Genomic DNA, 24,725 nt, shown 5'->3' on the forward strand with positions numbered 1-24,725 from the left:
AAAATATGGAACATAAACTGGATGAGTTTATCCACCATGCAATAGACGCTCAGCCGATCAGCGGCACCTCACTGATTATCTCCCTATACGGCGATGCACTCAGCCATCGCGGCGGAGAGGTGTGGCTCGGCAGCCTAAGTGCGCTGCTGAAAGCGTTGGGTTTCGGTGACCGCTTTGTACGCACCTCGGTATTCCGCCTGCAAAAAGAGGGTTGGCTGGACGTCGAAAAAATCGGCCGCCGCAGCTTTTATCGAGTGACCGAACAGGGCATGCGTCAATTCCGCCACGCAGAGTCGAAAATCTACCTCAGCGAACCGCCCGCCTGGGATGGCAAGTGGGATTTGCTGTTGCTGGAAGGGGCTGAAAAGAACGACCGCGCGCGGCTAAAAAAAGAGCTTGGCTGGTTGGGCTTCGGCCAAATAGCCAATAACCTGATGGCAGCCCCGACGCACGTGCAAACCGACGTGACGGCGCTGCTTGGCGAACTTAACGCCAGCGAACAGGTGATCTATTTCCGTGCAGACTATCCCTATAATCGCTCAGAGCATACCCTGCAACAGCTAGTGGCGAGCTGCTGGGCGCTGGCTGACGTTGCCGCCGATTACCATGAGTTTATCGTTTCTTTCCGCCCGCTGATGGCGCTACTGCGCGAAACCGATGACGCGCTGCTGACACCCCAGCGCTGTTTCCAGATTAAGCTATTATTGATCCACTTCTTCCGGCGCGTGGTGCTAAAAGATCCTTTACTGCCGGATGCCTTGCTGCCTACCCAATGGGAGGGGCAAATCGCCCGTAATCTGTGTATCAATATTTATCAACGAGTGGATCGTGCCGCCACCGAGTATGTCAGCGCATTGGCGGAAACCACTATCGGCACCCTGCCCGCCCCAGCAGCAGGTTATTACCGACGCTTTGGCGGCCTGCCGCGCGATCCTTCACTTTAAGGAAATTTTACGATGCCCGTGTATCAGATTGACGGCCTAACGCCAGTCATAGACCCCAGCAGCTATGTCCACCCAACCGCGGTGTTGATTGGCGATGTGATCGTCGGTAAACACGTGTATATCGGCCCAAACGCCAGCCTTCGTGGTGACTTTGGCCGGCTGGTTATCTGCGACGGTGCCAATATTCAGGACAACTGCGTCATGCACGGTTTTCCGCAACAAGACACCGTCGTGGAACAGGATGGTCATATCGGTCACGGCGCGATCCTGCATGGCTGTCGCATCCGCCGTAACGCCATGGTTGGCATGAACGCAGTGATCATGGATGGTGCGGAGATCGGTGAAAACACCATCGTGGGCGCGATGGCATTTGTCAAAGCCGCCGCAGTGATCGACGCCAATAAGCTGGTGGTCGGCAGTCCGGCGCGCGTATTGCGTGACTTGACCGAACAGGAGTTGGCCTGGAAAGTGGCTGGCACGCACGAATACCATGATCTGGTGCTGCGCTGTAAATCTTCACTGCAAGAAGTCGCGCCACTGAGTGAAATCGAGCCGGGTCGTCAGCGCTTAAGTTTTGGCGACCACCTGATCCCAAAAAGTCAGCTTTAAGTTTCGCGAAATACGCTATTCCGTCAAAAAGTGGTTTACAGTAAATACCCTGCTTAACTTCTTTTATCTGGACCGGAATAGATGCCAAGAACGGCCAAAACGGTTGAAGTCCCCGCCATCGGCGAGCTTGATCGCCAAGCGGGGCAACTTAGCTTACAGCTTGCTCAGGCGTTACGGGCAGCCATCAATAAAGGCGAATTGAAAGCGGGCGATCTGTTGCCCTCCACCCGCGTGCTGGCAAGTGCATTGCAGCTTGCCAGGGGAACCGTGCTGGCTGCCTTCGAGCAACTGACGGCAGAGGGATTTCTAGAGGCGCAGCCCGGCTCGGGTACCCGCGTCGCCCTGTCACTTCACCGCCAGCCCCCGGCACCGCTAACTCCGGCGAATATGTGTGACATCCCCCTTTCCAACCAGGCGCAGGCATTGGCGCAATTCGCCAGTCAGTTACGGCCACTGCCACCGGTGCCATTCACCGTTTCAGTACCGATCAATGATACCGCGCCCGACGATGTCTGGCGCCGACTCGGTAACCGTATTCGTGCACGGGGCCCCGGTGCCCCCGCCGGTTATGGCGAACCGCTCGGTGCATTGGCGTTACGCAAGGCCGTCTGTGAATACGTCCGTAAATCCCGCTCGGTCCTTTGTACACCGGAACAGGTCATCATCACCTCCGGCACTCAACAAGGGCTGTATCTCGCCACGCAAATTTTGCTGGACGCCGGTGACACCGCCTGGGTGGAGGATCCGGCCTATCACGGTATTACCGCCATCTTTAACAGCGTATTCAGGGATCGAATCATGGCCAGAGTCCCGGTAGATGCGGAAGGCATAGACGTCACGGCGGCCAAAAAGATCGCGCCACAGGCCAGAGCCGCCTTTGTCACCCCTTCTCACCAGTACCCGCTGTGTATGCCGATGAGCATGACGCGTCGGCTCGAACTGCTGGCGTGGGCCAAGGAGAATCGCGCCTGGATTGTTGAAGATGATTACGACAGTGAAATGCGCTATTCCGGTCATCCGTTCCCTTCATTGCAGGGGCTGGATCCGGCCAGAGTTGTCTACCTGGGTACCTTCAGCAAGATCTTGTTCCCTTCGTTGCGACTGGGTTATGCCATCGTACCAAAACCGTTAGTGGACGCCTTCTGCGGTGCGCGCGTGCTGATGGATCGCCACCCACCCAGTGCCGATCAGCACGTGCTGGCCAGCTTTATGGCGCAGGGGCATCTGGATCGCCATATACGCAGGATGCGTGGCGTCTATGCGGAAAAACGACGTGTGCTTACCGACGCCATCAACGCACATATCTCTCCCGATCTGGCGACCTTGCACCCCAGCGATCAAGGCATGCATATGTTGTTATGGTTAAAGGCCGGGCTGGACGACAGGCAGGTTGTGCGCCGCGCTGCCGAGGCAGGTGTGGCAGTGAGTGCACTCTCGCCGATGTATGCCAGCGACAGCGGGAAAAACGGGTTAATACTCGGATTGGGCGGCTACGATGAGGCACAAATCCACCGTGCCGCCCAAACGCTGAATCAGGTACTGGTGTCGCTAGCCAACCCAGGGTAAGCCGCAACTTACCCTCGCAGATTATCGCGAAAACCGCTTCGCGCCGTACACGCAAACCAATACCCCAGCCATTACCGCGATCATGGATGGCTGGATAGTTTCATGCAGTATCAGTCCGGCAAGCGCCAGGCCGAAAAACGGTTGCAGCAATTGCAGTTGCCCGACGGCGGCTATGCCACCCAGCGCCAAACCGCGATACCAAAAAATAAAGCCTATCCACATGCTAAACAGCGAAATGTAGCCCAGAGAAAGCCACGCCCCGAGACTAACCTGCGGCCATGCCGCAGGGGCAGATCCCATGGCAACCGCTGCGGTCAGCGGTAATGCCACCACCAGCGCCCAGGAGATCACCTGCCATCCACCGAGCTTACGCGTCAGTATCGCTCCTTCCGCATAACCCAGCCCACAAAGTAAAACCGCAGCCACCATAAACACGTCACCGATCCAGGAGCCGCCCGCTCCCTGGCTCAATGCGAAGGCGGCAACGAATACGCCACCCAACATTGAAAACAGCCAGAACGCGGCCTTCGGTCGTTCCCCTCCCCGCAGCACACCGAAACAGGCGGTGGCCAGTGGCAACAGCCCGATATACACCAGCGCATGAGCCGACGTGGTGTGCTGTAAGGCTAAGGCTGTCAGTAAAGGAAAACCGATGACCACGCCGACCGCCACCAGCACCAACGGCATAAGATCATGGCGCTGCGGCCAGCGTTGGCGCATCACCCCAAGTGCAGTCATGGCCAGAAAGGCGGCAATTACCGCCCGCATCGCGGTCAGGAACAGCGGTTCAAACTCCAGCACCGCCAGTCGTGTCGCGGGCAAAGAACCGCTAAAAATTAACATCCCCAAAAAACCGCTGGTCCATCCTTGGGCCGAACGCTGCGCCCCCGCATCGCTGACCCGGACGATAACGCTGTTTTTTTCTGTTTCACTGCGCATTGCAAGACAACTCCACAATCCCGAAAGACCCTTTATTCTCCGGTTAAAGTGGTTTATTTACAGAGCCACATAATCACATTTTTTACTGAACCAGTTTATTCCACACTCGGTGTTTCCATTGCCGCAGGCACTGGCTGATGGCGGCTATAGAAGAAATAGATGGCCACCAACAACAGGGTGAACGGGATGCCAAACCACAGCGTCATTTTGAAAAACTCGGTGAACGCCGTCGAAATCAACAGTGCAGCCATCAGTCCTGCACCGGCCAGCGTGGTGTATGGGAATCCCCACATACGGAATTTCAGGTGTGTTTGGCGATGCTGACGGCGGAAAAACAGATGGGTGACGAAAATCATCAGCCAGGTAAAGCAGGCACCGTATACCGAAATCGACATCATGGCGGCAAACGATTTCTGCGGATACACCAGGCTCAGCACGATCGACACCACAATGCCGATACATGACATCGCCAGTGCACTTACCGGTATACCGCGTTTACTCACTCGACCAAGTGCCGCCGGTGCTTGCCCGGCGCGTGACAACGAGAACATCATGCGCGTAGTAATATACAACTGGCTGTTCATCGCCGAGAGCGCAGCCACCAACACGATAAAGTTGAAGATACCGGCAGCAGCAGGCAAATGGATCACGTTCATCGCGACCAGGAACGGGCTTTCGCCGGTACCCGATTGCCGCCAGGGCACGATCGCCAGCATCAGCGCAATCGACAGCATATAAAAAATAAACAACCGCAAAATGGTGCCTTTGAACGCAGTTTTCACCGCAATCACCGGGTTTTTGGCTTCACCGGCAGCCACTGCGATCATCTCGATACTCAGATAGCTGAAAATGGACACGATCACCGCAAACCACATCCCCTTAATACCAAACGGGAAGAAACCGCCGTTTGCGGTAAAGTTTTGAACACCAAACGCCGGATTCGCGGAGAACACCAGAATGCCGATACCAATAGCGATAAAAGCCGCGATAGCGACCACTTTAATGGTCGACAGCGCGTACTCAACCTGGCCGAATGACTTGACGCCAATGACGTTAATGACGATAACCGCCGCTGAGAACAACAGCACCCAAGGCCAGATTGGCGTGGTCGGGAACCAGAACTGCATATACATGCCAATGGCAGTGACTTCCGTCCCCACCGCCAGCACCACACAGGACCAGTAGGAATAACGCACCAGGAAACCAAACAGTGGACTGATGTAAAACTCGGCATAGTCTCCGAATGAACCCGGTGTCGGGTGTTCGGAGGTCATTTCCGCCAAACACCCCATCAGCAGCAGCGCTACAACACCGCCAATAAAATAGCTCAACAATACGCTGGGACCCGCCATCTGGATGGCATAGGCACTGCCGAGAAACAGCCCGGTACCGATCGCGCCACCTATCGCCAGCATCGACATCTGCCCTGCGGTGAGCTGTTTCTGCAACCCGCCCTGCCGCCGTGCTATTTCGTCAAAACCTTTCATCTGTTTCATAGCAGTGTCCTACCTTATTCACGCAGTACGGGTGACATCCAGAATGGCGGCAGTAACATAGTCGACATTATTTTGATTCAGGCCAGGCAGGCACATACGACCAGGTGCGACCAGGTAAATGGCATAGTGTTGTCGTAGCCGCTCAAGTTGCGGTTGGTTTAGCCCGGTGTAGCTGAACATGCCTTTCTGATCGCGGATACGACGGTAGTCCAACTGTGAACCACCTTGCTCCAGCCCCGCAGATAGGATTTGCCGCATCTGTTTGATACGCTGCCGCATACCGGCCAGTTCGTCTTCCCACTGTTGCCGCAAGCTTTCGTCCGCCAACAGCGTTTCCACAATCTGACTGCCATGGGTCGGTGGGCAAGAGTAGCTGCGGCGGATCAGTGTTTTCAGTGCGCCTTTAACGTTCGCTGCACTCTCTGGACTGGCGCAACGCACCGAAAGCCCGCCCAGTCGCTGGCCATACAACGCGACATTTTTTGAAAACGAGTTGGCGACCAAAAACGCCAGATCGGTTTTCAGCGCTTCGCGCAAGGCAAAGCAGTCTTCTTCCAGACCGTCACCAAAGCCCTGATAGGCAATATCAAAGAACGGCAGCAAGCTGCGACGCTGTAACACTTCCAGGGTGGCACGCCACTGTGCCTGGCTAAGATCGGTGCCGGTTGGGTTATGACAACACGGGTGTAAAAGCACCACACTGCCTTCTGGCAGGCTATCCAGCGTGTCCAACATGGCGTCGAAACGCAGACCACCGTTCACCTCATCAAAGTACGGATAGGTATGTACCTTCAGCCCGGCACCTTCAAAGATTGCCCAATGGTTGGCCCAGGTCGGGTCGGACACCCAAATATCGTGGCGGGACAGGTATTGATGAATAAAATCCGCCGCCAGCTTCAGGGCACCAGAACCGCCAACGGTCTGCACCGTGGTGATGGACGATGAGGTCTGCTCGCCAAATAACAAGGCCTGCACCTGTTGGGCAAACAGCGCCGAACCTTCGATCGGCGGATAACCGTGTGGGCGGCGTTGTTCAAGCAAACGCCGTTCGGCTGCCTCAACCGCCTGCATCAACGGGATTCTGCCGTGCTGATCGTAATAAAGGCCAATACCCAGATTTACTTTCTGCGTATTTTCATCCTGTAAATACGCTTCCATCAACGACATAATAGGATCGGCCGCAGAGCGGCCAATGTGATTAAACATAGCGATTCCTTAACTCATTATTTAATGAATTTTCAGGTGAAATTACTAAAAATATCTTTTATAAATTTAACGACCCAGCACACTGACCGCATCGTTAAATATTACAGCTATAAACTATTCAGCGGTGGCGCTGACCGTTATTTCTATTTTCATTCCAGGCACCACCAATTTATCAACAATTACCGTTGAACGATTAGGATAAGGATAATTAAAATAGTTCTTATAGATTTCATCGAGTAATTTAACGTCACTCACATCGGTGAGATAAACAATAACCTGTAAAACATTGTCGCTGTGGCTATTTGCTGCCTTCAGCGTCTGTGCAAGATTATCGAATGTCAGGGTAATCTGTTTTTCCGGTGCCCCGGTTTCAATACTGCCGTCTGATCTAACCGGGCCATGGGCGGTGAACAGCATGCCGCCGCCTTTGGTCGCCCAAGAGAAAGGTTGGCCAATCTCCGGCAGGCCCGTTTCAATGATACTGCGCATGGTTTATTTCCCCGTGGTGATTAACTGGCGGATCAGCGCCCCATCTCTGGCGAACAGCGAATCTAACACGTTGTAATGGTTAGCTCCGGCTACCGCGACCAGGCGAGCGGGCAAGTGTTTTTCATGCAGCGCGGTGTAATAGTGCTGCGACTGCCCAATCAGTTCCGGCAGCTCTGCGTCGCCATAAAACAGCGTCATGGGCTTTATGCATTCAGGAATCTGACGCGCCGGACTCAGCTGGGTAATTTGCTGTGGGGTCAACTGCAATTGCCGATTAACATAGCTGTTTAACAACGGCTCCAGCTCATAAATACCGCTGATCGCCAGCACGACATCAGCCACCTCATGATGCTGCCAAAAGCTTGCCAGATGACCGCCAGCAGAATGCCCGCACAGATAAACCGGCGCTAAATTATCCTGCCCCAAACGATGTTGAATAGCACCCAGTGCCACTCCTGTTTGCCGGCAAATATCGTCCAGAGTGGCGTGAGGTGCCAGAGTATATTCCAACAGGATCACATCAAAGCCCAGCGACAAGGGCACGTCGGCAATAAAAGCAAAATCATCTTTATTACAAAATTGCCAATAGCCGCCGTGAATAAATATTAATGTGCCTTTATGTTCTTTATCGGAATATAACCAGTCGAACACTTCCCGTGGGGAATTACCGTAGGCAATATTACGTTCACTACGCACTTGGCGATAAACATGCTGACTACGCGTTTGAAACGACGTCAGGATCTCATCTTCATTGTCTACCGTAGCACCGTTATCGTAATCCCCTGGGACAAGTTTCATATATTAAACTTCGTTTATTATTTAAGATATGCGTTAACTATTAGCACCGGGAATAATATTGTCAAGAAGGGAACAGCAGCAATGCGGGCCTGGTAATATAAATCTTTTTAGCTGCCCAATAAGTTTAACCAGTGAAACTTATTGGGCCTGAGTCTTTATTATTCTACCGGCTGAATTTGTGCTAATTGGCTTAGCGCTTGCCAGGCATAATCCCAGAATGTCCGTACCTTTAGCGGCATTCTCTGTGCGTTCTGTGCCACCAATTGCACCGGCATTGGCAAGGGTTCGTAGGACGGTAACAGGCGTACCAATGTCCCCGCAGCCAAATCGTCCGCGACCTGGTATGACAACAGCCGGGCGATGCCCTTGCCTGCGCGCACCGCCAATAACTGTGTTTCAACCTCGTTAAGCAGCAAGCGCGGCGTCAAACGTACTCGCTCGCCGTTCTCCTGTGGGTCAAAACGCCATTCACGCAGCGACGCACGCTGAGTACCGACAATGGTGTCATGATCCGCCAACTGCGCCGGTTCTTGTGGTTCCCCGCGTCGTGCCAGATAGGCCGGGCTGGCGACGGTTACCCGCGACACCTGCCCCAACCGCCGAGCCACCCGGGAAGAATCTTGCAGATGCCCGATACGTATCGCCACATCCAGCCCTTCGTCGATCAAGTCCAGATTACGATCGTTTAGCACCATTTCAATCTGCATCTGCGGATAGTGGTCGAGAAATGCCATCACCACCGGTGCCACATGCTTGCGCCCGAACTGCACCGGCGACGTTATCCGCAACAGACCGGTGAGCTGAGTATCCACCGTGTCCAACACGGCAGCCTGATATTCATGCAGCAGCACGTGAGCGCGTTCCACCAAACGCAACCCCGCCTCAGTCGGCGCGAGCCGCCGGGTGGTACGTTCGACCAAGCGGGCACCAAAGCGCTGCTCCAGCGAGGCAATGGCTCGGGTGATCGCCGGTGCAGAACGCCTTAGCTTACGACCGGCTGCGGCCAGACTGCCGTGCTGGATCACTGCCACAAAGATCGCCAGTTCGTCCAACCGATCCATAGATTGTTCCATAAAGTGAAATTATCAATTTCTACATTGCCGGATTTCGCTCACTGCCTGCAAGAGTATGCTAATAAAAATTGTTCAGGAGCCTCATCATGCAAAAACTAAAACTTTACGGTACCCCGCTTTCCGGCCATGTTCACCGCGTGGCGTTGCTATTACGGATGCTTGCACTGCCGTATGAATTTATCGAGGCCGGCGCAGAGGTGCGCCAGAGCGAGCACTTTCGCCGCCTAAACCCTTTCGGCCAGATCCCGGTCCTGGTGGACGACGATCAGGTGCTGGCCGACAGTAACGCCATTCTGGTGTATCTGGTCAAACGTTACGCACCGGGCAGCCATTGGCTGCCGGAATCCCCCATCGCGGCAGCACAGGTGCAGGAATGGTTATCCAAAGCAGCCGGAGAAGTGCGCTACGGGCCGGCCTCAAGCCGCTTGATCGCTCAATTTTCTGCGCCAGAGGATTATCAGAGTGCGTTAGCGGTCGCCGCCCGTTTTCTGCCGCATATGGAGCAACATCTGGCCAACCGTGCTTTTCTAGCAACTGACGAGGCGACAATTGGCGATCTGGCCTGCTACAGCTATGTTGCGGTGGCCCCAGAAGGCGGGATTTCTCTGGCCCCTTATCCGGCGATCCAACGTTGGGTGGCACGCATCGCAGCGTTGCCCGGTTTCTTCGCCATGCCAACGCTGCCGGAACCCGGCAAGAGGTAACTGATGAACCAACCGATGTTTCACCCCGATGAACTGCGCGCCCAGACGTTAGCCGGTTTTGATCGGGTCAGTGGCGGCATTTACCCCAGCATGCCAGAGCAACATCGTGCGTTTTTCGCTGCACTGCCTTATCTGTTTGTCGCCACACTGGACAGCCAGGATTGGCCGGTGGCGACACTGTTCAGCGGTCCACCCGGTTTCCTGCGCTCGCCAGACAGCGATCACCTGCGTATCAGCGCCCCCCGGAGAAGCGACGATCCTGCGCAGGCTGCCTTGCAAACGGATAAACCGGTGGGGGCATTGGGGTTGGACTTCAGCAACCGGCGACGCAACCGTGTCAACGGTATTATTGGGCGTACCGACAAGAACCGTATTGAGATCGACATCAGGCAGAGTTTTGGTAACTGCCCGCAATATATTCAACGGCGTGAGCTGTATCCAGCAACCAGCTCAGCTTCCCCGATTGAACATCTCACTGCGCTGGACGCGTCGGCGGAGATGTTAATCCGCCAGGCTGATACCTGTTTCGTCGCCAGTTGTGCCCATGCAACGCTCGAACAAGGTGGTGTAGATATTTCACACCGTGGCGGTAAACCAGGTTTCATTCATTTGGAAAACAATAGCCTGTGGATACCCGATTTTCGTGGCAATCGCTATATGAACACGCTGGGTAATTTGCTTGCGGAACCGCGGGCGGCACTGCTGTTTGTCGACTTTGAACACGGGGATATTTTGCACCTGCAAGGGGAAACACACATTCTCTGGCAAGCGGATATCGGGCAAGGCGTGGCAGGGGCAGAACGTTACTGGCGTTTCGATATACGCAGTGCATGGCGCTTTTCGCAGGCCCTGCCGTGGCGAGGCCGTAATCTTGAGTTCTCCCCGGCAACGCTGAACACCGGGGTGTGGTCGGAATAAAAAACCCCGCTTTGGCGGGGTCAGTAGATTGATTTTATACGCTGTGTTCCACCGTTGCAGCGGCTTGATAAAGCTGGCGGAAATAGTTCAGACGTTCGAAGAACAAACGGCTTTGCGACTCCGACATATTACCGGCCACTTTGCCGGCGTCGACCTCTCGCCCCTGCCACTCCATCAACGCAATACTGGAAGCCAAAAAATCCATTTCTCCGCCGCCATAAAGATGTCTGTCCACTGATTTCATCATTTGCACACTCCTTTTAATCACATCGAAAAGGGTCATATGCCTGCTAACTTCAGTATCGTCTCGAACGCGGGCATTTTTTGTACAGAAGGTGCTCAAGGCAGTAAATTGATTTCTTGCCACTGATAGGGCAAATGAAGGCGGAAAAGTTTGCTAGGGTAAAGGGTAGCCATTTGGGATAGATCACCCCGTGTTGAATTCTGAAAAAGGAAGATAACCGATGAGCAATCACTTCTCTGCCACCCTCAAAGATGCCTCACTGTTTCGCGAAGCCAACTATATCGATGGGCAATGGCTGCCGGTCAAAGACGGCCAGTGTCTCAAGATCCACAACCCCGCAACCGGTGAGTTACTCGGCCAGGTACCGGCTTTGGGCGCCAAAGAAACAGCACAGGCGATTGCCGCCGCCAAGAAGGCCCAGCCAGCCTGGCGTGCGCTGACCGCCAAAGAACGGGCCGGTAAGCTGCGCCGCCTGTTTGAACTGATGATGGAAAACCAGGACGATCTGGCGCGCATCATGACCGCAGAACAGGGTAAGCCGCTGGCCGAAAGCCGCGGTGAGATTGCCTACGCAGCGTCCTTTATTGAGTGGTTTGCCGAGGAAGGCAAACGCGTCTACGGCGATACCATCCCGCAACCCCAGTCTGGTCGCCGTATCATCGTGCAGAAAGAACCGATTGGGGTCTTCGCCGCCATTACACCCTGGAATTTCCCGGCGGCGATGATCACCCGTAAAGCGGGTCCCGGCTGGGCCGCAGGGTGTACCGGTGTGATCCGCCCCGCCAGCCAGACGCCATTTTCGGCACTGGCCATCGCGGTACTGGCTGAGCGTGCCGGCCTACCGGCGGGGGTCTGCAACGTGATTACCGGCCCAAGCCAGGCCATCGGTGCTGAGCTGACCGCCAACCCCGACGTACGCAAACTTTCGTTTACCGGCAGCACCGAAGTAGGCGCACAATTGCTGGCACAGTGTGCGCCTACGATCAAAAAGACCAGCATGGAACTGGGCGGCAATGCGCCGTTTATCGTGTTTGACGATGCCGATCTGGACGCCGCCGTGACTGGCGCAGTGGCCTCCAAATACCGCAATGCCGGCCAAACCTGCGTGTGTACCAACCGTTTCCTGGTACAGGACGGTATTTATGACGCCTTTGCTGAAAAGCTGAAAACCGCGGTAGAAAAACTGAAAGTCGGTAACGGAATGGACGATGGCGTGACAATCGGCCCCTTGATTAATCCAGCGGCCGTGGAAAAAGTCACTGAACATATCGATGACGCGGTGCAGCACGGCGCATCGATTCTGTTGGGGGGGAAACCCCACTCGTTGGGCAATAACTTCTTTATGCCAACTATTCTGACCGACGTGCCTCGTCAGGCCAAAATCTTCCATGAGGAAACCTTTGGCCCGGTAGCACCATTGATCCGCTTTGAACACGAAGCCGAAGCCATTGAACTGGCTAACGATACGCCATTTGGCCTGGCATCGTACTTCTATAGCCGGGATATTGGTCGGGTCATGCGCGTCGCAGAAGCGCTGGAATACGGCATTGTTGGTATTAACGAAGGGCTGATTTCTACCGAAGTCGCACCGTTCGGCGGGGTGAAAAACTCCGGGCTGGGGCGTGAAGGATCGAAGTACGGTATCGAGGATTATCTTGAGATCAAATACCTGTGCCTCGGTGGGCTAGACAGCTAACCGCCTGATGCGCTGATACGGTCTGCATAATGCGGGCCGTATCAGCATTGATTGCGAATCCTGTTCGGGTTAACCGACCCGGAAAGAGAGTCCGTCTTCTGAGCGTTGTTTAAGTGAGATTAATAATGGAATTCTCCGCCGCCATCCCTATTCTTCGCATCTTCTCGGTAGAAAAAGCCAAAGAGTTTTACCTGGATTTTCTTGGCTTCACGCTGGATTGGGAGCATCGCTTCAGCGAAGATCTGCCGCTGTACGCACAAGTCTCCCGCTCCGGCCTCACCTTGCATCTCAGCGAACACCACGGCGACAGCACGCCGGGCTCTGCGGTGTTTATCCCCATGGGTGATATCGACGCGTTACATCAGGAACTGTCGGCCAAACAGTATCGCTATGCCAGACCGGGAGTTGAAACGGTCGATTGGGGGAAAGAGTTAAACATCACAGATCCCTTCGGCAACCGCCTGCGCTTTTGTCAGCAGATAAGCAACAGCTGACAACCTTTCAGCGCGCAGGCATCACTTCTGGTACTGCGCGTCACTGACCTTCTCCATCCAGTCAACTGGGCTGCCGTTAAGTGACTCAGCGATAGCAATATGGGTCATGGCAGTCTCCGGTGTCGCACCGTGCCAGTGTTTGACATCTTCCGGGATCCAAACAATATCGCCCTGGTTCATTTCCTGGATCTCGTCACCCCACACCTGGATCCAGCCTCGCCCTTGGGTAACAATCAACGTCTGACCAAGCGGATGGGTGTGCCAGGCAGTGCGAGCACCTGGCTCAAAGGTCACGGTCGCGCCGCCCACGCGGGCCGGCTCACTGCCGGCAAACGGCGCATCGATCCGTACCTTACCGGTAAAATACTCTTCTGGGCCTGGACGGGAGGGTTGTGAACCACTGCGTTGGATTTTCATTTTTTTCTCCGTTTCGACCAAAGTAGCCGACGTTAATATAAACAGAATAATTGTAGAGGCTGCCAGTCACTTCACCGGGTAATGCCTAAAGCATGATGAAATGCACACGACAAAAGATACCCTTCACTCTGCAACGCGACTAGATAGCTAAATGCGCAAGGAGCTATGAGTTGAATTCATTAATTGTCGCCGCCGCCGGCAAACGGCTAGAATATCGCCATGAATTCTGCCCATGCTGTGAGGCCGGGATGTTAAAAGAGAACTTTAACGATTTAATTTCATTTCTGGTGGTCGCCCGTGAACGCAGCTTCACCAAGGCCGCAGCAAAGCTTGGCGTATCCCAATCGGCATTAAGCCATGCCATTCGGGGCCTTGAAGAGCGGCTTGAGCTGCGTTTATTGACGCGTACAACCCGTAGCGTTGCTCCTACCGAAGCCGGTGAGCGGTTGTTCAACAGCCTCGGTCCGCGCTTTGCCGAAATTGAAAGTGAGCTGGATGCGCTGAGTGAAATGCGGGCGCGGCCAGCCGGTAATATTCGCATCACCGCCGGTGAGCATGCCGTCGATTCGGTGCTATGGCCGGTACTGAAATCGTTTCTGGCTGACTACCCGGATATTAATGTCGAAATTACGGTGGATAACGCCCTGACCGACATTGTTGCTGGCCGCTTTGATGCCGGTATTCGCTTGGGTGAACAGGTGGCTAAGGACATGGTTGCCGTGCGTATCGCACCGGAAATGCGTATGGTGCCGGTCGCCTCTCCTGCCTATTTTGAACAATACGGCATACCGAACACCCCACAAGAATTGCAGAATCATCGTTGCATCAATATGCGTTTACCGACCATGGGCGGGCTTTATGCATGGGAATTTGAAAAAGACGGTAGAGAGATCAAAGTTCGCGTTGATGGCCAGTTAACGTTTAACAGCCTGCGCCAACGTATTGAGGCGGCGTTATTGGGTTTCGGTATCACCTTTGTCCCCGAAGATACCGTCACCCATGAGCTGGCTGATGGCCGTTTAGTGCGCGTACTCGACGCCTGGTGCCCGCTTTTCCCCGGTTATTACCTCTACTACCCCAGTCGTCGGCAGCACACGACGGCCTTCGCCCTGCTGGTAGAGGCGCTACGCTACCCGCGCCAATCCTGAATCCCCCTGCCGACGGCTGCGGCAAGGGGCTGGTTTCAGCGCCCGATATTCTGTTGCAGGTGCGCAGGATAACGGGCGCCCTGCACTTCAATGGCGGCAAGCGCTCCTTCAATGCTGCGCAATTCATCCGTGCTCAGCGCTATCGCAGCCGCCCCCAGATTCTCTTGCAGGCGATGTTGCTTGGTGGTTCCCGGAATAGGCACAATCCAAGGTTGTTGCGCCAACAGCCAGGCCAACGCAATCTGTGCCGGCGTGACACCTTTTTGCTGTGCCAACTGCCCAAGCACGTCCACCAGCACCTGGTTGGCCTTACGTGACTCCGTGCTGAAGCGCGGAACGACGTTGCGAAAGTCACCCTTGTCAAAGGCGGTATTTTCATTGATCGCCCCTGTCAGGAAACCTTTCCCCAACGGGCTGAAGGGCACAAAACCGATGCCCAACTCTTGTAATGTCGGTAAGATTTCTTTCTCTGGCTCGCGCCACCACAGCGAGTATTCACTTTGCAACGCCGTCACCGGCTGCACGGCATGGGCACGGCGAATGGTTTGCGCCCCAGCCTCTGACAAACCAAAGTGCTTCACTTTCCCTTCCTGGATCAATGCCTTCACGGTACCGGCGACGTCTTCAATCGGTACATTGGGATCAACCCGGTGCTGATATAGCAGATCAATAGTTTCAATATTCAGGCGCTTCAGTGACCCTTCCACCGCCTGACGGATATGTTCCGGCCGGCTGTTAAGCACCTGTTTGCCATCCGGCTGCGGCAGTTCAAACCCAAATTTGGTCGCAATCACCACACGATCACGCACCGGAGCCAACGCTTCCCCGACCAATGTCTCATTGGTGAAGGGGCCATACACTTCAGCGGTGTCGAAAAAAGTCACGCCCTGATCGACAGCCGCACGAATCAACGCGATCCCCTGCTGTTTGTCAGTCGCCGGGCCATAGCCAAAACTCAACCCCATACAACCCAAGCCCAAAGCTGAGACTTCCAAACCCCTGTTACCCAGTTTACGTTTTTGCATTTTTGCCTCCAAAAGTGTCGCGCTGGCCACCACTCACGCAGGGCAGCCAAAGTGTGATTACTGTAGGAGGACGGTCGGCAAATGACTATGCGTTAAATGTGCTTGAGCTTATGAGCTACATTCATAAAACCAACAAATAATCGTAAAAACAGCACAAGGTATGCAACGAAAGAATAACAATTAGAGTAACCTAGGCGCGCTTCAGGCGATGCTGACGCACCCGTTTACGTTCATCTTAACGGCATCGCTGCGTACGACGCCTGACTCAGACTTGTTTTTGGTTTTACCCCCGATAGTAGAGTTTCTTCAATCATCCAAAACTGTCCTCTCCATTTTTTGCTGCCACTGCCGATTGGCATTGGTGATGAGGGAGGTTGCCAAACATACGGGACGGATTTTTAGGGAGAAACCGCGTGTTTTTTTGGATATGGCTTAATCTCTAAATCGGGGACTTTTCATTTTGGTAAGGATAATACTATGCAAAATAAAGCATCATTGTCGCCGCTCATCATCATCACGGCTCTGTTTGCCGCGTTGAGTGGGCTTTATCTGCTGGGAGGCGGCATCTGGCTAGCCAAACTCGGCGGTTCACTGTACTACATCATCGCCGGCCTGGTTTTGCTGGTTACCGCCTGGCTGCTGGTTCGCCGCCGCGCCACTGCACTGCTGCTGTATGCCGTGTTTTTACTCGGCACCACAATTTGGGCACTGTGGGAGGTCGGTCCGGACTTCTGGGCGTTGACGCCACGCCTGGACGTTACCTTCTTCTTCGGCCTGTGGCTGGTGTTGCCGTTCATCTATCACAAGCTGATTGCCAGCGGCAAGTTGGCCTACAGCGCACTGAGTATCGCGCTGGTGTTTACCGTCGCAGTCCTGGCCTATGCCGTATTTAACGATCCGCAAGAGATCAACGGCACCCTTGAACCGGCCCAGGTGAAGGTTGCACCTCAGGCATCAGACGCCGATTGGCCAGCCTATGGCCGTACTCAGGAAGGCACGCGTTATTCGCCACTGAGCCAGATCAATGACAAAAACGTTGGTCAGCTTAAAGAAGCCTGGACCTTCCAAACTGGCGACCTGAAAACCGCCAACGATCCGGGGGAAATCACCAACGAAGTAACCCCGATTAAAATCCGCGACACGCTCTACCTGTGTACGCCTCACCAGAAGCTGTTTGCACTGGATGCGGCCACCGGTAAACAGAAGTGGAAATTTGATCCTCAGTTGAATTTCAACCCGACCTTCCAGCACATCACCTGTCGTGGTGTTTCTTACCATGAAACTGCCGCAGCAGCAGGCTCGGCGACAGACGCGTCTCCGGCAATGTGCGCACGCCGCATTTTCCTGCCAGTGAATGATGGGCGGTTGTTTGCGCTGGATGCCGAAACCGGTAAGCCTTGTGCCGACTTCGCCAATAACGGCGAACTCAACCTGCAAAGCAATATGCCGTATGCGACGCCAGGCCATTATGAGCCGACGTCTCCGCCGGTGATCACCGACAATGTGATCGTGGTCAGCGGTGCGGTCACCGACAACTACTCCACCCGCGAGCCATCCGGCGTGATCCGCGGATTTGACGTCAACAGCGGCAAACTGCTGTGGGCATTTGATCCGGGCGCCAAAGACCCTAACGCGATCCCAGCAGACGAGCATCACTTTATCCCGAACTCGCCTAACTCTTGGGCACCTGCTGCCTACGACGCCAAGCTGGATATTGTCTACCTGCCGATGGGCGTCGCCACACCCGATATCTGGGGCGGCAACCGTACACCGGAAATGGAGCGTTATGCTAGCGGCCTGCTGGCGCTGAATGCCACAACCGGCAAACTGGTCTGGTTCTATCAAACCGTACACCACGACCTGTGGGATATGGACGTACCGGCGCAGCCAACGCTGGCGGATATTACCGACAAGAGCGGCAATAAGGTGCCGGTAATCTACGTACCGACCAAGACCGGTAACATCTTCGTCCTGAACCGTACCAACGGCGAATTGGTCGTGCCAGCGCCAGAAAAACCGGTACCACAAGGCCCAGCCAAAGGCGACCGTCTGTCACCGACTCAACCTTTCTCAGAGCTGACCTTCCGCCCTGAGAAAAAACTGACTGGCGCAGACATGTGGGGGGCGACCATTTACGACCAACTGGTCTGCCGCGTGATGTTCCACAGCCTGCGTTATGAGGGCACCTTCACCCCGCCTTCTGAACAAGGTACGTTGGTATTCCCAGGTAACCTTGGCATGTTCGAATGGGGCGGTTTGTCTGTCGACACCGATCGTCAAGTGGCTATTGCCAACCCTATCGCACTGCCATTTGTGTCAAAACTGATCCCACGCGGTCCGGGCAACCCAATTGAACCGCCAGCCAACGACAAAGGCGGCAGCGGTACTGAAGCGGGTGTGCAACCACAGTATGGCGTGCCGTTCGGCGTCACACTGAATCCGTTCCTGTCGCCACTTGGCTTGCCGTGTAAACAGCCAGCCTGGGGTTACATTTCTGCTGTAGACCTGAAAACCAACGACATCGTGTGGAAAAAACGCATCGGTACCGTGCGCGACAGCTCCCCGCTGCCGTTGCCGTTCAAGATGGGTATGCCGATGTTGGGTGGACCGGTTTCTACTGCGGGTAATGTGTTCTTTATTGGCGCGACCGCAGACAACTATCTGCGCGCCTTCAGCGTGACCAACGGTGAAAAACTGTGGGAAGCGCGGTTGCCAGCCGGTGGTCAGGCAACACCAATGACCTATGAGGTTAATGGCAAGCAATATGTGGTCATTTCCGCAGGCGGTCATGGCTCATTCGGCACCAAGCTGGGTGACTATATTGTCGCTTACGCCTTGCCGGATGCGAAATAATCAGCACCGTTGAGTTAACGTAAAAAGCACGCCGCAAGGCGTGCTTTTTTACTACAGCAAAGTAATCATGCCGTACCCAGCGGTTATTCCACGGTCAATTTCACCACCGCCGACGCTTGATATTCACCCACCGGTGCGGCACCACCACTTTTTAGAGCAACGCTCAAATCAGCCTGTACTGCCGATTTCTCGACGGTGTATGTCTCCCCTTTGACGCCCTCTTTTGTACCCACCTTAAGGGCAAGGGTCAGATCATCGGCGATCTTCTCGCTACTACTCCCCGATGCAAAGGCAAAGGTCACTTTGACGGTGGATTTTTTATCACAGCTAATGGTGTAACGCGCTTTCTTTGATTTACCCGAAACGGCGGCAGGCTTCAGTTCGCCAAAGTCGATAACATCGGGCCCACTAAGTCCACACACCGGTGGCGGTATGCCATCCCAAGGTTGGTCGAGGGTAGACCAATCGTAATTCGAACCAGATTTAGTAACACAGTAACCATAGGTTCTGTATGACTTCTTAGAAGGTGGAATTAAATCATCGAGCAAACCCGACGACATCACTTCCCCAAGATAACTCTGCCCTTTCAATCCAGCTTCTATCCCGCTAGATGAACATCCCTCGATCTTCGCGATTCTACTATATGTGCTAGTGTGGCGAGCCCACGTCGTCTTCCCTAGCATGTCAGTCCCGGCGAAAAATTCCACTAACAGACAGCCAGCGTGGTCGCAGTTAAATCCGCCGGCCGTCTGATTAAATTTCGTCTTCACTTGCGGTGACTCAACAGTCACTGTGACCGAACTCCCTGGTTTTTCATTGGGGATATTCAAGACAGCGAACGACGTCGTGCAATAGAACCAGAGGAACAAAACAACAATACGTTTCATAAGTTTTCTTCGTCATTATTAAAGTGCTGGCAGAAACCGTTCATTCCGACCGCCTGATTATTCATATTCCAGATTAAAGGTCGCCACCGCACTAAAAGGCCCACGCTGAATACTCTGGCGTTTACGCGCTTCTGGCTCCGCCTGCACATAAGCTTGCAGCCTTAACACATTGTCACCGCTGACCAATCCCTGTTGTCCCCAGGGTTTATTCATCGGCAGCCGTTTACCACCCGGTGTCTCCATCCCGATGGCAATGCCCGATGCCTGACTGCCCGCTGACAACGCTAACAACCCCGGCAAAGCTGTATTCTCAATGCCACTGAATGTGACCTTCACCGTTTTTGCCAGGCTCAGATCGCACTGCGTCAGATGCAGGGTAAACCCCTGCCCATGCGTGCGGTTATTCAGATACAAGAACTTGTCGATCACCGTGCCAAAATCCAGCGTAATATGCTCCTCACCCGGCGGGATCACGCAGGGTTCTGCCACCAATGCCCCATGAAAACGCAGGTTATCTGCGGCTTGCGCCCCTGGCATGGCTAACAGGAACCCTAATGCCATTAAGGCAGGTCGCCCGTAAAATCCGCTATGGTTCACTGGTACACCGCCTGCAACGTTGCCGTCGCCTCGAACTCCCCGGCCTTTAACTTGGCGCCAGCGCGCTTGACCGGTGCTGCCATCAGCACTGGGGGCTTGTCGACACTGACAGGAACAGGCGAGCCTAAGGTAAAAGGCAGGCCGTCACGGGTGAGACGAATACCCAGATCTTTGACGTTGGTGCTGACCGCCGCGTTGTCAAAACCGCTCGGTATACCCGTCAGCACCAGCGCCATCACCAAGCCTTTGCCGCCCGGTTCGCAGGTGATGCTATAGTTCACCGGCTGTCGATAGTTCACTCCATCCACTTTGTTCACCCCCACCCGATCGCCGAAGTTAACATCGATGCGCTGTCCCTTGTTGATCAGGCATGCCGGGCGTATAACGGTCACCTTGATTTTTACCTGCTGCTCGGCGGCATGCACCGCTCCAGCAAGCAACAATAGCCCCAACACCCACCCCTTCTGAGCCAGACAGCGCATGTCGCCCTTCCTAGTCATAGTTAAATCGCACGTTGATCATTGCCGAATACACCCCAGCTTGCAGCGGTGCCTGAGTGCGTTCTGGCGTCACGCTATAACTCAACACACTTTGGCCCGGCACCAGCAACAACGGTGCCCCGCGCTCACCCAACCGCACATCCCGCCCCTGTGAGTCCTTCAGCCGTAGTCCCAATCCCTGAGCGCCTTGAACCCTCACTAATTTTGGATTATTGGCGTCCATCGGCGCGGTAAAACTCACCGAGACCGCCGGCTGGTGAGGAGCCCACAGCAGGCCACCGCTGCGGTCGTCCCGCTTGTTGGCCGGGCTGCGCAAACAATCTTCCAGTCGCAGTTCTATCGCCACCGGCACACCCTGGTTCCCTACCTGTTGCAGATGGGCGCTACCCACACCACCCAAATCAATATCCTGCCTGGCGGAGGTCATCGTCAGTCTACAGGCGCTCTCAGTCAGCGCACCGCGTAAGCGCAGCACCCCATGAGCCCCGTCAACATTGCCTTTATCGGTGTGCCCCTGTTGCGCCGCGCTTGCTTCCGGCAATAACGCCAATAGGCTAACCAGTACCACCGGCACCATCAGTACCGCCATCAACTGCAACAACTGATAGCGCCGCTCATACCGCAGCCAATAACCCTCTTCGTCACTTTTGTTCCCTTGCCGCATACCCCGCTCCTTGTTCACCACCACGATTTCAACGCGGTTTGATTGGCGTTGCCGTGCAGTGCTCGCCATTGCAGCTAAATTGCAACTGCGGGCGGCCGCCATAGTCGTTGACATAGGTCAACACCGGACTGCCGCCCAGCGCTGCCACGCCTACGTTCAATAAGCCACTGCTCTTTGGCGCCACCATCAGTGGCTCAAAATCACTGGCTCCAGGGCCATTAACACTGCGACCACCGTCCACCAGCGTGACAAAATACGCGGAGGGGTTGTTAACCCGATAACGGTCGCCCTGTTTGGTCAGCGTCAGTTGTTCCTGCCAGGGTTTCGCATCGTGGGCCACGGCCAACGCCTGCGGACGGTAGAACAGCTTGATGCGCGTTTGCAGCGCCAACTGCAGGGTATTTGGCTTGTCACTTCTCGGCGGGATCTCGCGCAAGTTGAAGAAAAACAACGTCTCACGATCCTGCGTTAACAAATGGGTCGCCGGCAGCCCCTGAATTTTTATTTGGCTTCTGGCCCCGGCCTCCAGACGCTGTACCGGCGGTAACACCGTTAGCGGGCTGGTGATTTTTTTGCCCTGTGCGTCTTCGATCCACCCCTGCGCCAGGTACGGCAGCTGTTTGTTCTCATTGCTGATGCCCAAGCTGGCCGACCTGTCACCGCCGTTAAACACCACTCGGGTGCGATCCAACGCAATCGCCGCCTGTGCCTGCTGAACGCCCAGCGCCACCAGCAGCACAGTCACATAGGTAAAAGTTAATTTGTTCATTACAGTCATTGTTGTTCACTCGTTATCGGGTTATTCACGCTTGCTGATATAAAACCGCCGGGGTTAGGGATAACGCTCACACGGCAACAACAGCGCACTCACGTCGTTGTGTGGAACCTGCACCGGCAGCGCCAGCTCACACTGAGCCTTTCCCCCCCAACGCACCTGCATCCTTTCGTTCGGGTTCATTCCCGTCAGATAAACACTGCCGCCGTCGTTGACGATTCCTACTTCCTGCTGCTTGCTGTTGAGCACCGTGGCGCCGAACGGTGGGCTGGAACCATCGGCCAGCCTGATCACCGCCATCGCTTTATCGCCAGTGATCACAGCAAAGCGCCGGTAACCAATGGCCCCTTCGGTCAGGGTTGACTGCACAACCGATTGGGTCGCTTCGGCGTTGTCTGGCAAGGTGTTGAGATCAATACTCACCTGATTGCGGTAATAACTGCTGACGTCCGTCACGATGGCTTTGCCAAAAGCATTGGTCTTGACGATAGATCCGTAGCCACGGATCGGAATGGCCGCTACGCCGTCGGTATCCACCAGCATTCGCGCTGTGCCGTTCATGCCGCCACGGTGCAACGCCGCACCTTGCAGGGTGGCGGTTGCGCCACCGGCTAGCGAGACGCCCAACGAGGAGTAACGGCCTGCCAGATAGCTGGCATTGGCGTCGATCAGTGCCATATCCCCTTCGTGGCTGTAATAGCCGCTTGCCGTGCCGCCACTGCGTGCCACGCCGCTGCTCAGGCGGTAACTGTCGCCATTCTCCAGCCGATCGTAGTAGCCAAGGCGCTGGCTGTTGTCATAACGGCTGTAGCTGCTGTCATAGCTCAGCGTTCCGCTACCGCCCCACGGCAGCGACAACGACAAATACATACCGTCGTCATTCGCGCCGTTGTATATATTCCGGTAGCCCGTCAGTGACAGATTCAGGTTGCGCAGACGGCCAAGGTCAAGGTTTTGCGCCAACGTCAGGGTATAGCTGTCGTTGGTGGGTTGATCCCAGTAGGTCTGATGGCTGTAATTGAGGTAAGCACTCAGCCCCAACTCACGGAATTGCTGGTTAAAACTCAGCGTATAACGCTCCTTGCTGCCGCCGTTGCGTCGCCCGTCCAGGCGTGCATCCAGATATTCACTCATCGACAGGTAATCTCGCTCAGAGAAGCGGTAAGCGGCGAATTGCACCTGGCTGTCAGTCTCTTCAAAACGTTTCGCATAGCTCAACCGGTAGGAGCCACCGCTCAGTCGCCCCTGTTCCGGCAACGTCGCGCGTGCCTGAGTAGCGTCGAACGACAGCGCGCCAAACATCATCAGGTCACGCCCCATTCCCAACGACAGCGCGTTATAGTCACCACTGCCCACACCGCCGCCGTATAACGACCAACCGTTATTCACCCCCCAGGAAAACTCACCGGTGGCAAACAGCGGCCCATTAGTACGGTGCTGCCAATCTGACGGTCGTCCTGATGCCAGCTTATAGCGCACCTGCCCCGGCCGGGTTAGATAAGGGATAGTGGCGGTGTTCATTCGAACCTGTTGAACACTGCCGTCCTGTTCTTCCACACGCACGTCCAGCTCTCCAGAAACCGCGTCGTTGATGTCCTGAATGCGAAACGGGCCCGCAGCTACCTGTGTTTCATACAACACGCGCCCCTGTTGGCTGATCACCACCTTGGCGTTAGTACGGGCCACCCCAACCACTTCCGGCGCATAACCACGCAAGTTTGGCGGCAACATGTTGTCATCGCTGGCAAGACTGGCGCCGGTAAAGCGCACACTGTCGAAAAGATCCGAATAAAGGTAGTTTTCCCCTAGGGTCAACTTGGCCCCTAGCGGCGCAAGCGCGCGGTAGGCGTAATAACGGCTCCAGTCCCAGCGAGACTGAGCGCGTTGGCCGCTGTCCTGACGGTCATAACGGGCCTGCCAATCGGCACGCAACCGCCAGGTGCTCAGGTTAGCTCCCAGCGTGCCGTTACCGCTCAGGTGGTAACCACGCACCCCTTGCTGTTGTTGGGTTTGCGCATTGAGGTAATAGTCCATCAGCACGCCCGGAATACCGTTATCCCAACGGGACGGTGGATCCCAGTTTGCGGCGCTGTACTCCAGATAGGCCTGTGGCACGTTGATGGTCAAGCTGTTGCTGCCCAGATCAGCCTGAGCCGTCATCCCCGCCAGGCTGCCCGGCACCAGACACTGTTTCTGATGCCACCAGGCTAACGTGGCCTGCACCTTGGGCTTTAAGGCAAACTGCGCCACCATTGCCGGTGTAATACAGGCTTCACTGCCCTGCGAGTCATCACCCGACGTATAAAAACTCACGGGTTGGTCAGGAATATCTTGCTTATTAATCCGTAGTGTCATCACATAATCACCGGGCATAATGTAGCCACCGCGTGAAAATTGGTTTAAGTCGATATTTTCCCGGTCATTCACATCCAGCACATCAGTATTAAATTGCACTTCACCGGCCCAGGAACAATAACTTATGCCGCCTAACAAACAGGCAAGCCACATTCCGAAAATACGTGGGCGAAATGGCAATAACAGTAACGAAGGGTTATCCATAATCCTCAAGCCTTTATGCTTAACTGAATGCCGTCGTGGGCTTATTCGATGCGTAATAATAAATTCGCTGCCCCTCCCATCGATAATGCATCGGGAGAGATTTTCACATTAATACCGATATATC

At 54.9% G+C, this 24,725-nt stretch carries 24 protein-coding genes; 9 read left to right on the forward strand and 15 right to left on the reverse strand.

All coding sequences use genetic code 11. The features are described 5' to 3' along the window. The first annotated feature begins 5 nt into the window (after positions 1–5). The 3 genes from paaX (at position 6) to pdxR (ending at position 3,119) form a co-directional block, all read left to right on the forward strand. Entirely contained in the window at positions 6–944 is a 939-nt protein-coding gene (gene paaX, locus SGR01S_RS04000) for a phenylacetic acid degradation operon negative regulatory protein PaaX (protein WP_061806591.1), read from the forward strand. 12 nt (positions 945–956) lie between these two features. Then, complete coding sequence (gene paaY / locus SGR01S_RS04005; protein ID WP_061806592.1) at positions 957–1,553, forward strand: phenylacetic acid degradation protein PaaY; 597 nt, start codon at positions 957–959, stop codon at positions 1,551–1,553. A gap of 81 nt (positions 1,554–1,634) precedes the next feature. Then, complete coding sequence (pdxR, locus tag SGR01S_RS04010) at positions 1,635–3,119, forward strand: MocR-like pyridoxine biosynthesis transcription factor PdxR (RefSeq protein WP_061806593.1); 1,485 nt, start codon at positions 1,635–1,637, stop codon at positions 3,117–3,119. A gap of 21 nt (positions 3,120–3,140) precedes the next feature. On the opposite strand, the gene SGR01S_RS04015 is transcribed toward pdxR, so the two are convergent. The 6 genes from SGR01S_RS04015 to SGR01S_RS04040 all read right to left on the reverse strand — a co-directional run bounded on the left by SGR01S_RS04015 (position 3,141) and on the right by SGR01S_RS04040 (position 9,108). Next, positions 3,141–4,058, reverse strand: a complete 918-nt coding sequence (locus tag SGR01S_RS04015) for a DMT family transporter (RefSeq protein WP_037417212.1) — start codon at positions 4,056–4,058, stop codon at positions 3,141–3,143. A 95-nt stretch (positions 4,059–4,153) separates the two neighbouring features. Further along, positions 4,154–5,554, reverse strand: coding sequence for an amino acid permease (locus SGR01S_RS04020; RefSeq protein ID WP_061806594.1), 1,401 nt, complete (start codon positions 5,552–5,554; stop codon positions 4,154–4,156). Positions 5,555–5,572: 18 nt separating this feature from the next. Beyond that, complete coding sequence (locus SGR01S_RS04025; RefSeq protein ID WP_061806595.1) at positions 5,573–6,760, reverse strand: amino acid aminotransferase; 1,188 nt, start codon at positions 6,758–6,760, stop codon at positions 5,573–5,575. 114 nt (positions 6,761–6,874) lie between these two features. Further along, complete coding sequence (locus SGR01S_RS04030) at positions 6,875–7,249, reverse strand: RidA family protein (RefSeq protein WP_061806596.1); 375 nt, start codon at positions 7,247–7,249, stop codon at positions 6,875–6,877. A 3-nt stretch (positions 7,250–7,252) separates the two neighbouring features. Beyond that, positions 7,253–8,047 (reverse strand): alpha/beta hydrolase, encoded by a 795-nt coding sequence (locus SGR01S_RS04035; RefSeq protein WP_061806597.1) that lies wholly within the window; start codon positions 8,045–8,047, stop codon positions 7,253–7,255. Positions 8,048–8,205: 158 nt separating this feature from the next. After that, positions 8,206–9,108 (reverse strand): LysR family transcriptional regulator, encoded by a 903-nt coding sequence (locus tag SGR01S_RS04040; RefSeq protein ID WP_061806598.1) that lies wholly within the window; start codon positions 9,106–9,108, stop codon positions 8,206–8,208. A 98-nt stretch (positions 9,109–9,206) separates the two neighbouring features. Here SGR01S_RS04040 and SGR01S_RS04045 point away from each other — a divergent pair, with 98 nt between their 5' ends. Both SGR01S_RS04045 and SGR01S_RS04050 read left to right on the forward strand, forming a co-directional pair. Then, entirely contained in the window at positions 9,207–9,824 is a 618-nt protein-coding gene (locus SGR01S_RS04045; RefSeq protein WP_061806599.1) for a glutathione S-transferase family protein, read from the forward strand. Positions 9,825–9,827: 3 nt separating this feature from the next. Continuing rightward, the gene (locus SGR01S_RS04050) at positions 9,828–10,742 is read left to right on the forward strand and encodes a PNPOx family protein (RefSeq protein WP_061806600.1); all 915 of its coding nucleotides are present in this window, start codon (positions 9,828–9,830) and stop codon (positions 10,740–10,742) included. A gap of 34 nt (positions 10,743–10,776) precedes the next feature. Here SGR01S_RS04050 and SGR01S_RS04055 read toward each other — a convergent pair whose 3' ends face one another. Beyond that, positions 10,777–10,989, reverse strand: a complete 213-nt coding sequence (locus SGR01S_RS04055) for a glycogen synthase (protein ID WP_037417192.1) — start codon at positions 10,987–10,989, stop codon at positions 10,777–10,779. Between the two features lie 217 nt (positions 10,990–11,206). Between SGR01S_RS04055 and gabD the strand changes: the two genes are divergently transcribed. Together gabD and SGR01S_RS04065 are read left to right on the forward strand one after the other, a co-directional pair. Continuing rightward, positions 11,207–12,682 carry an NADP-dependent succinate-semialdehyde dehydrogenase gene (gabD, locus tag SGR01S_RS04060; protein WP_061806601.1) on the forward strand — a complete coding sequence of 492 codons (1,476 nt, stop codon included), beginning with the start codon at positions 11,207–11,209 and terminating at the stop codon, positions 12,680–12,682. A 125-nt stretch (positions 12,683–12,807) separates the two neighbouring features. Further along, positions 12,808–13,176: a glyoxalase superfamily protein gene (locus tag SGR01S_RS04065; protein WP_061806602.1), complete on the forward strand. Its 369-nt coding sequence runs from the start codon at positions 12,808–12,810 to the stop codon at positions 13,174–13,176. Between the two features lie 21 nt (positions 13,177–13,197). On the opposite strand, the gene SGR01S_RS04070 is transcribed toward SGR01S_RS04065, so the two are convergent. Next, positions 13,198–13,593, reverse strand: a complete 396-nt coding sequence (locus SGR01S_RS04070; protein ID WP_037417183.1) for a (R)-mandelonitrile lyase — start codon at positions 13,591–13,593, stop codon at positions 13,198–13,200. A gap of 248 nt (positions 13,594–13,841) precedes the next feature. Here SGR01S_RS04070 and SGR01S_RS04075 point away from each other — a divergent pair, with 248 nt between their 5' ends. Beyond that, positions 13,842–14,741, forward strand: a complete 900-nt coding sequence (locus SGR01S_RS04075) for a LysR family transcriptional regulator (RefSeq protein WP_037417423.1) — start codon at positions 13,842–13,844, stop codon at positions 14,739–14,741. 35 nt (positions 14,742–14,776) lie between these two features. Here the strand turns inward: SGR01S_RS04075 and SGR01S_RS04080 are convergent, their stop codons facing one another. Continuing rightward, the gene (locus tag SGR01S_RS04080) at positions 14,777–15,766 is read right to left on the reverse strand and encodes an aldo/keto reductase (protein ID WP_037417179.1); all 990 of its coding nucleotides are present in this window, start codon (positions 15,764–15,766) and stop codon (positions 14,777–14,779) included. A gap of 477 nt (positions 15,767–16,243) precedes the next feature. On the opposite strand from SGR01S_RS04080, the gene SGR01S_RS04085 reads away from it, so the two are divergent. Then, positions 16,244–18,619 carry a glucose/quinate/shikimate family membrane-bound PQQ-dependent dehydrogenase gene (locus tag SGR01S_RS04085; protein ID WP_061806603.1) on the forward strand — a complete coding sequence of 792 codons (2,376 nt, stop codon included), beginning with the start codon at positions 16,244–16,246 and terminating at the stop codon, positions 18,617–18,619. An 83-nt stretch (positions 18,620–18,702) separates the two neighbouring features. Here the strand turns inward: SGR01S_RS04085 and SGR01S_RS04090 are convergent, their stop codons facing one another. The 6 genes from SGR01S_RS04090 to SGR01S_RS04115 are packed head-to-tail and all read right to left on the reverse strand — an operon-like array spanning position 18,703 to position 24,601. Then, the gene (locus SGR01S_RS04090; protein ID WP_061806604.1) at positions 18,703–19,506 is read right to left on the reverse strand and encodes an MrpH family fimbial adhesin; all 804 of its coding nucleotides are present in this window, start codon (positions 19,504–19,506) and stop codon (positions 18,703–18,705) included. Between the two features lie 57 nt (positions 19,507–19,563). Next, positions 19,564–20,067, reverse strand: a complete 504-nt coding sequence (locus SGR01S_RS04095) for a fimbrial protein (protein WP_061806605.1) — start codon at positions 20,065–20,067, stop codon at positions 19,564–19,566. Positions 20,068–20,099: 32 nt separating this feature from the next. Further along, positions 20,100–20,585: a fimbrial protein gene (locus tag SGR01S_RS04100; RefSeq protein WP_061806606.1), complete on the reverse strand. Its 486-nt coding sequence runs from the start codon at positions 20,583–20,585 to the stop codon at positions 20,100–20,102. Between the two features lie 10 nt (positions 20,586–20,595). Further along, positions 20,596–21,267: a fimbrial protein gene (locus SGR01S_RS04105; RefSeq protein WP_061806607.1), complete on the reverse strand. Its 672-nt coding sequence runs from the start codon at positions 21,265–21,267 to the stop codon at positions 20,596–20,598. 28 nt (positions 21,268–21,295) lie between these two features. Further along, entirely contained in the window at positions 21,296–22,045 is a 750-nt protein-coding gene (locus SGR01S_RS04110; RefSeq protein WP_082797598.1) for a fimbria/pilus periplasmic chaperone, read from the reverse strand. Between the two features lie 54 nt (positions 22,046–22,099). Then, positions 22,100–24,601, reverse strand: a complete 2,502-nt coding sequence (locus SGR01S_RS04115; protein ID WP_061806608.1) for an outer membrane usher protein — start codon at positions 24,599–24,601, stop codon at positions 22,100–22,102. Positions 24,602–24,725: the final 124 nt, after the last annotated feature.

This window comes from Serratia grimesii NBRC 13537 (genome assembly GCF_001590905.1).
Lineage (GTDB): Bacteria > Pseudomonadota > Gammaproteobacteria > Enterobacterales > Enterobacteriaceae > Serratia > Serratia grimesii.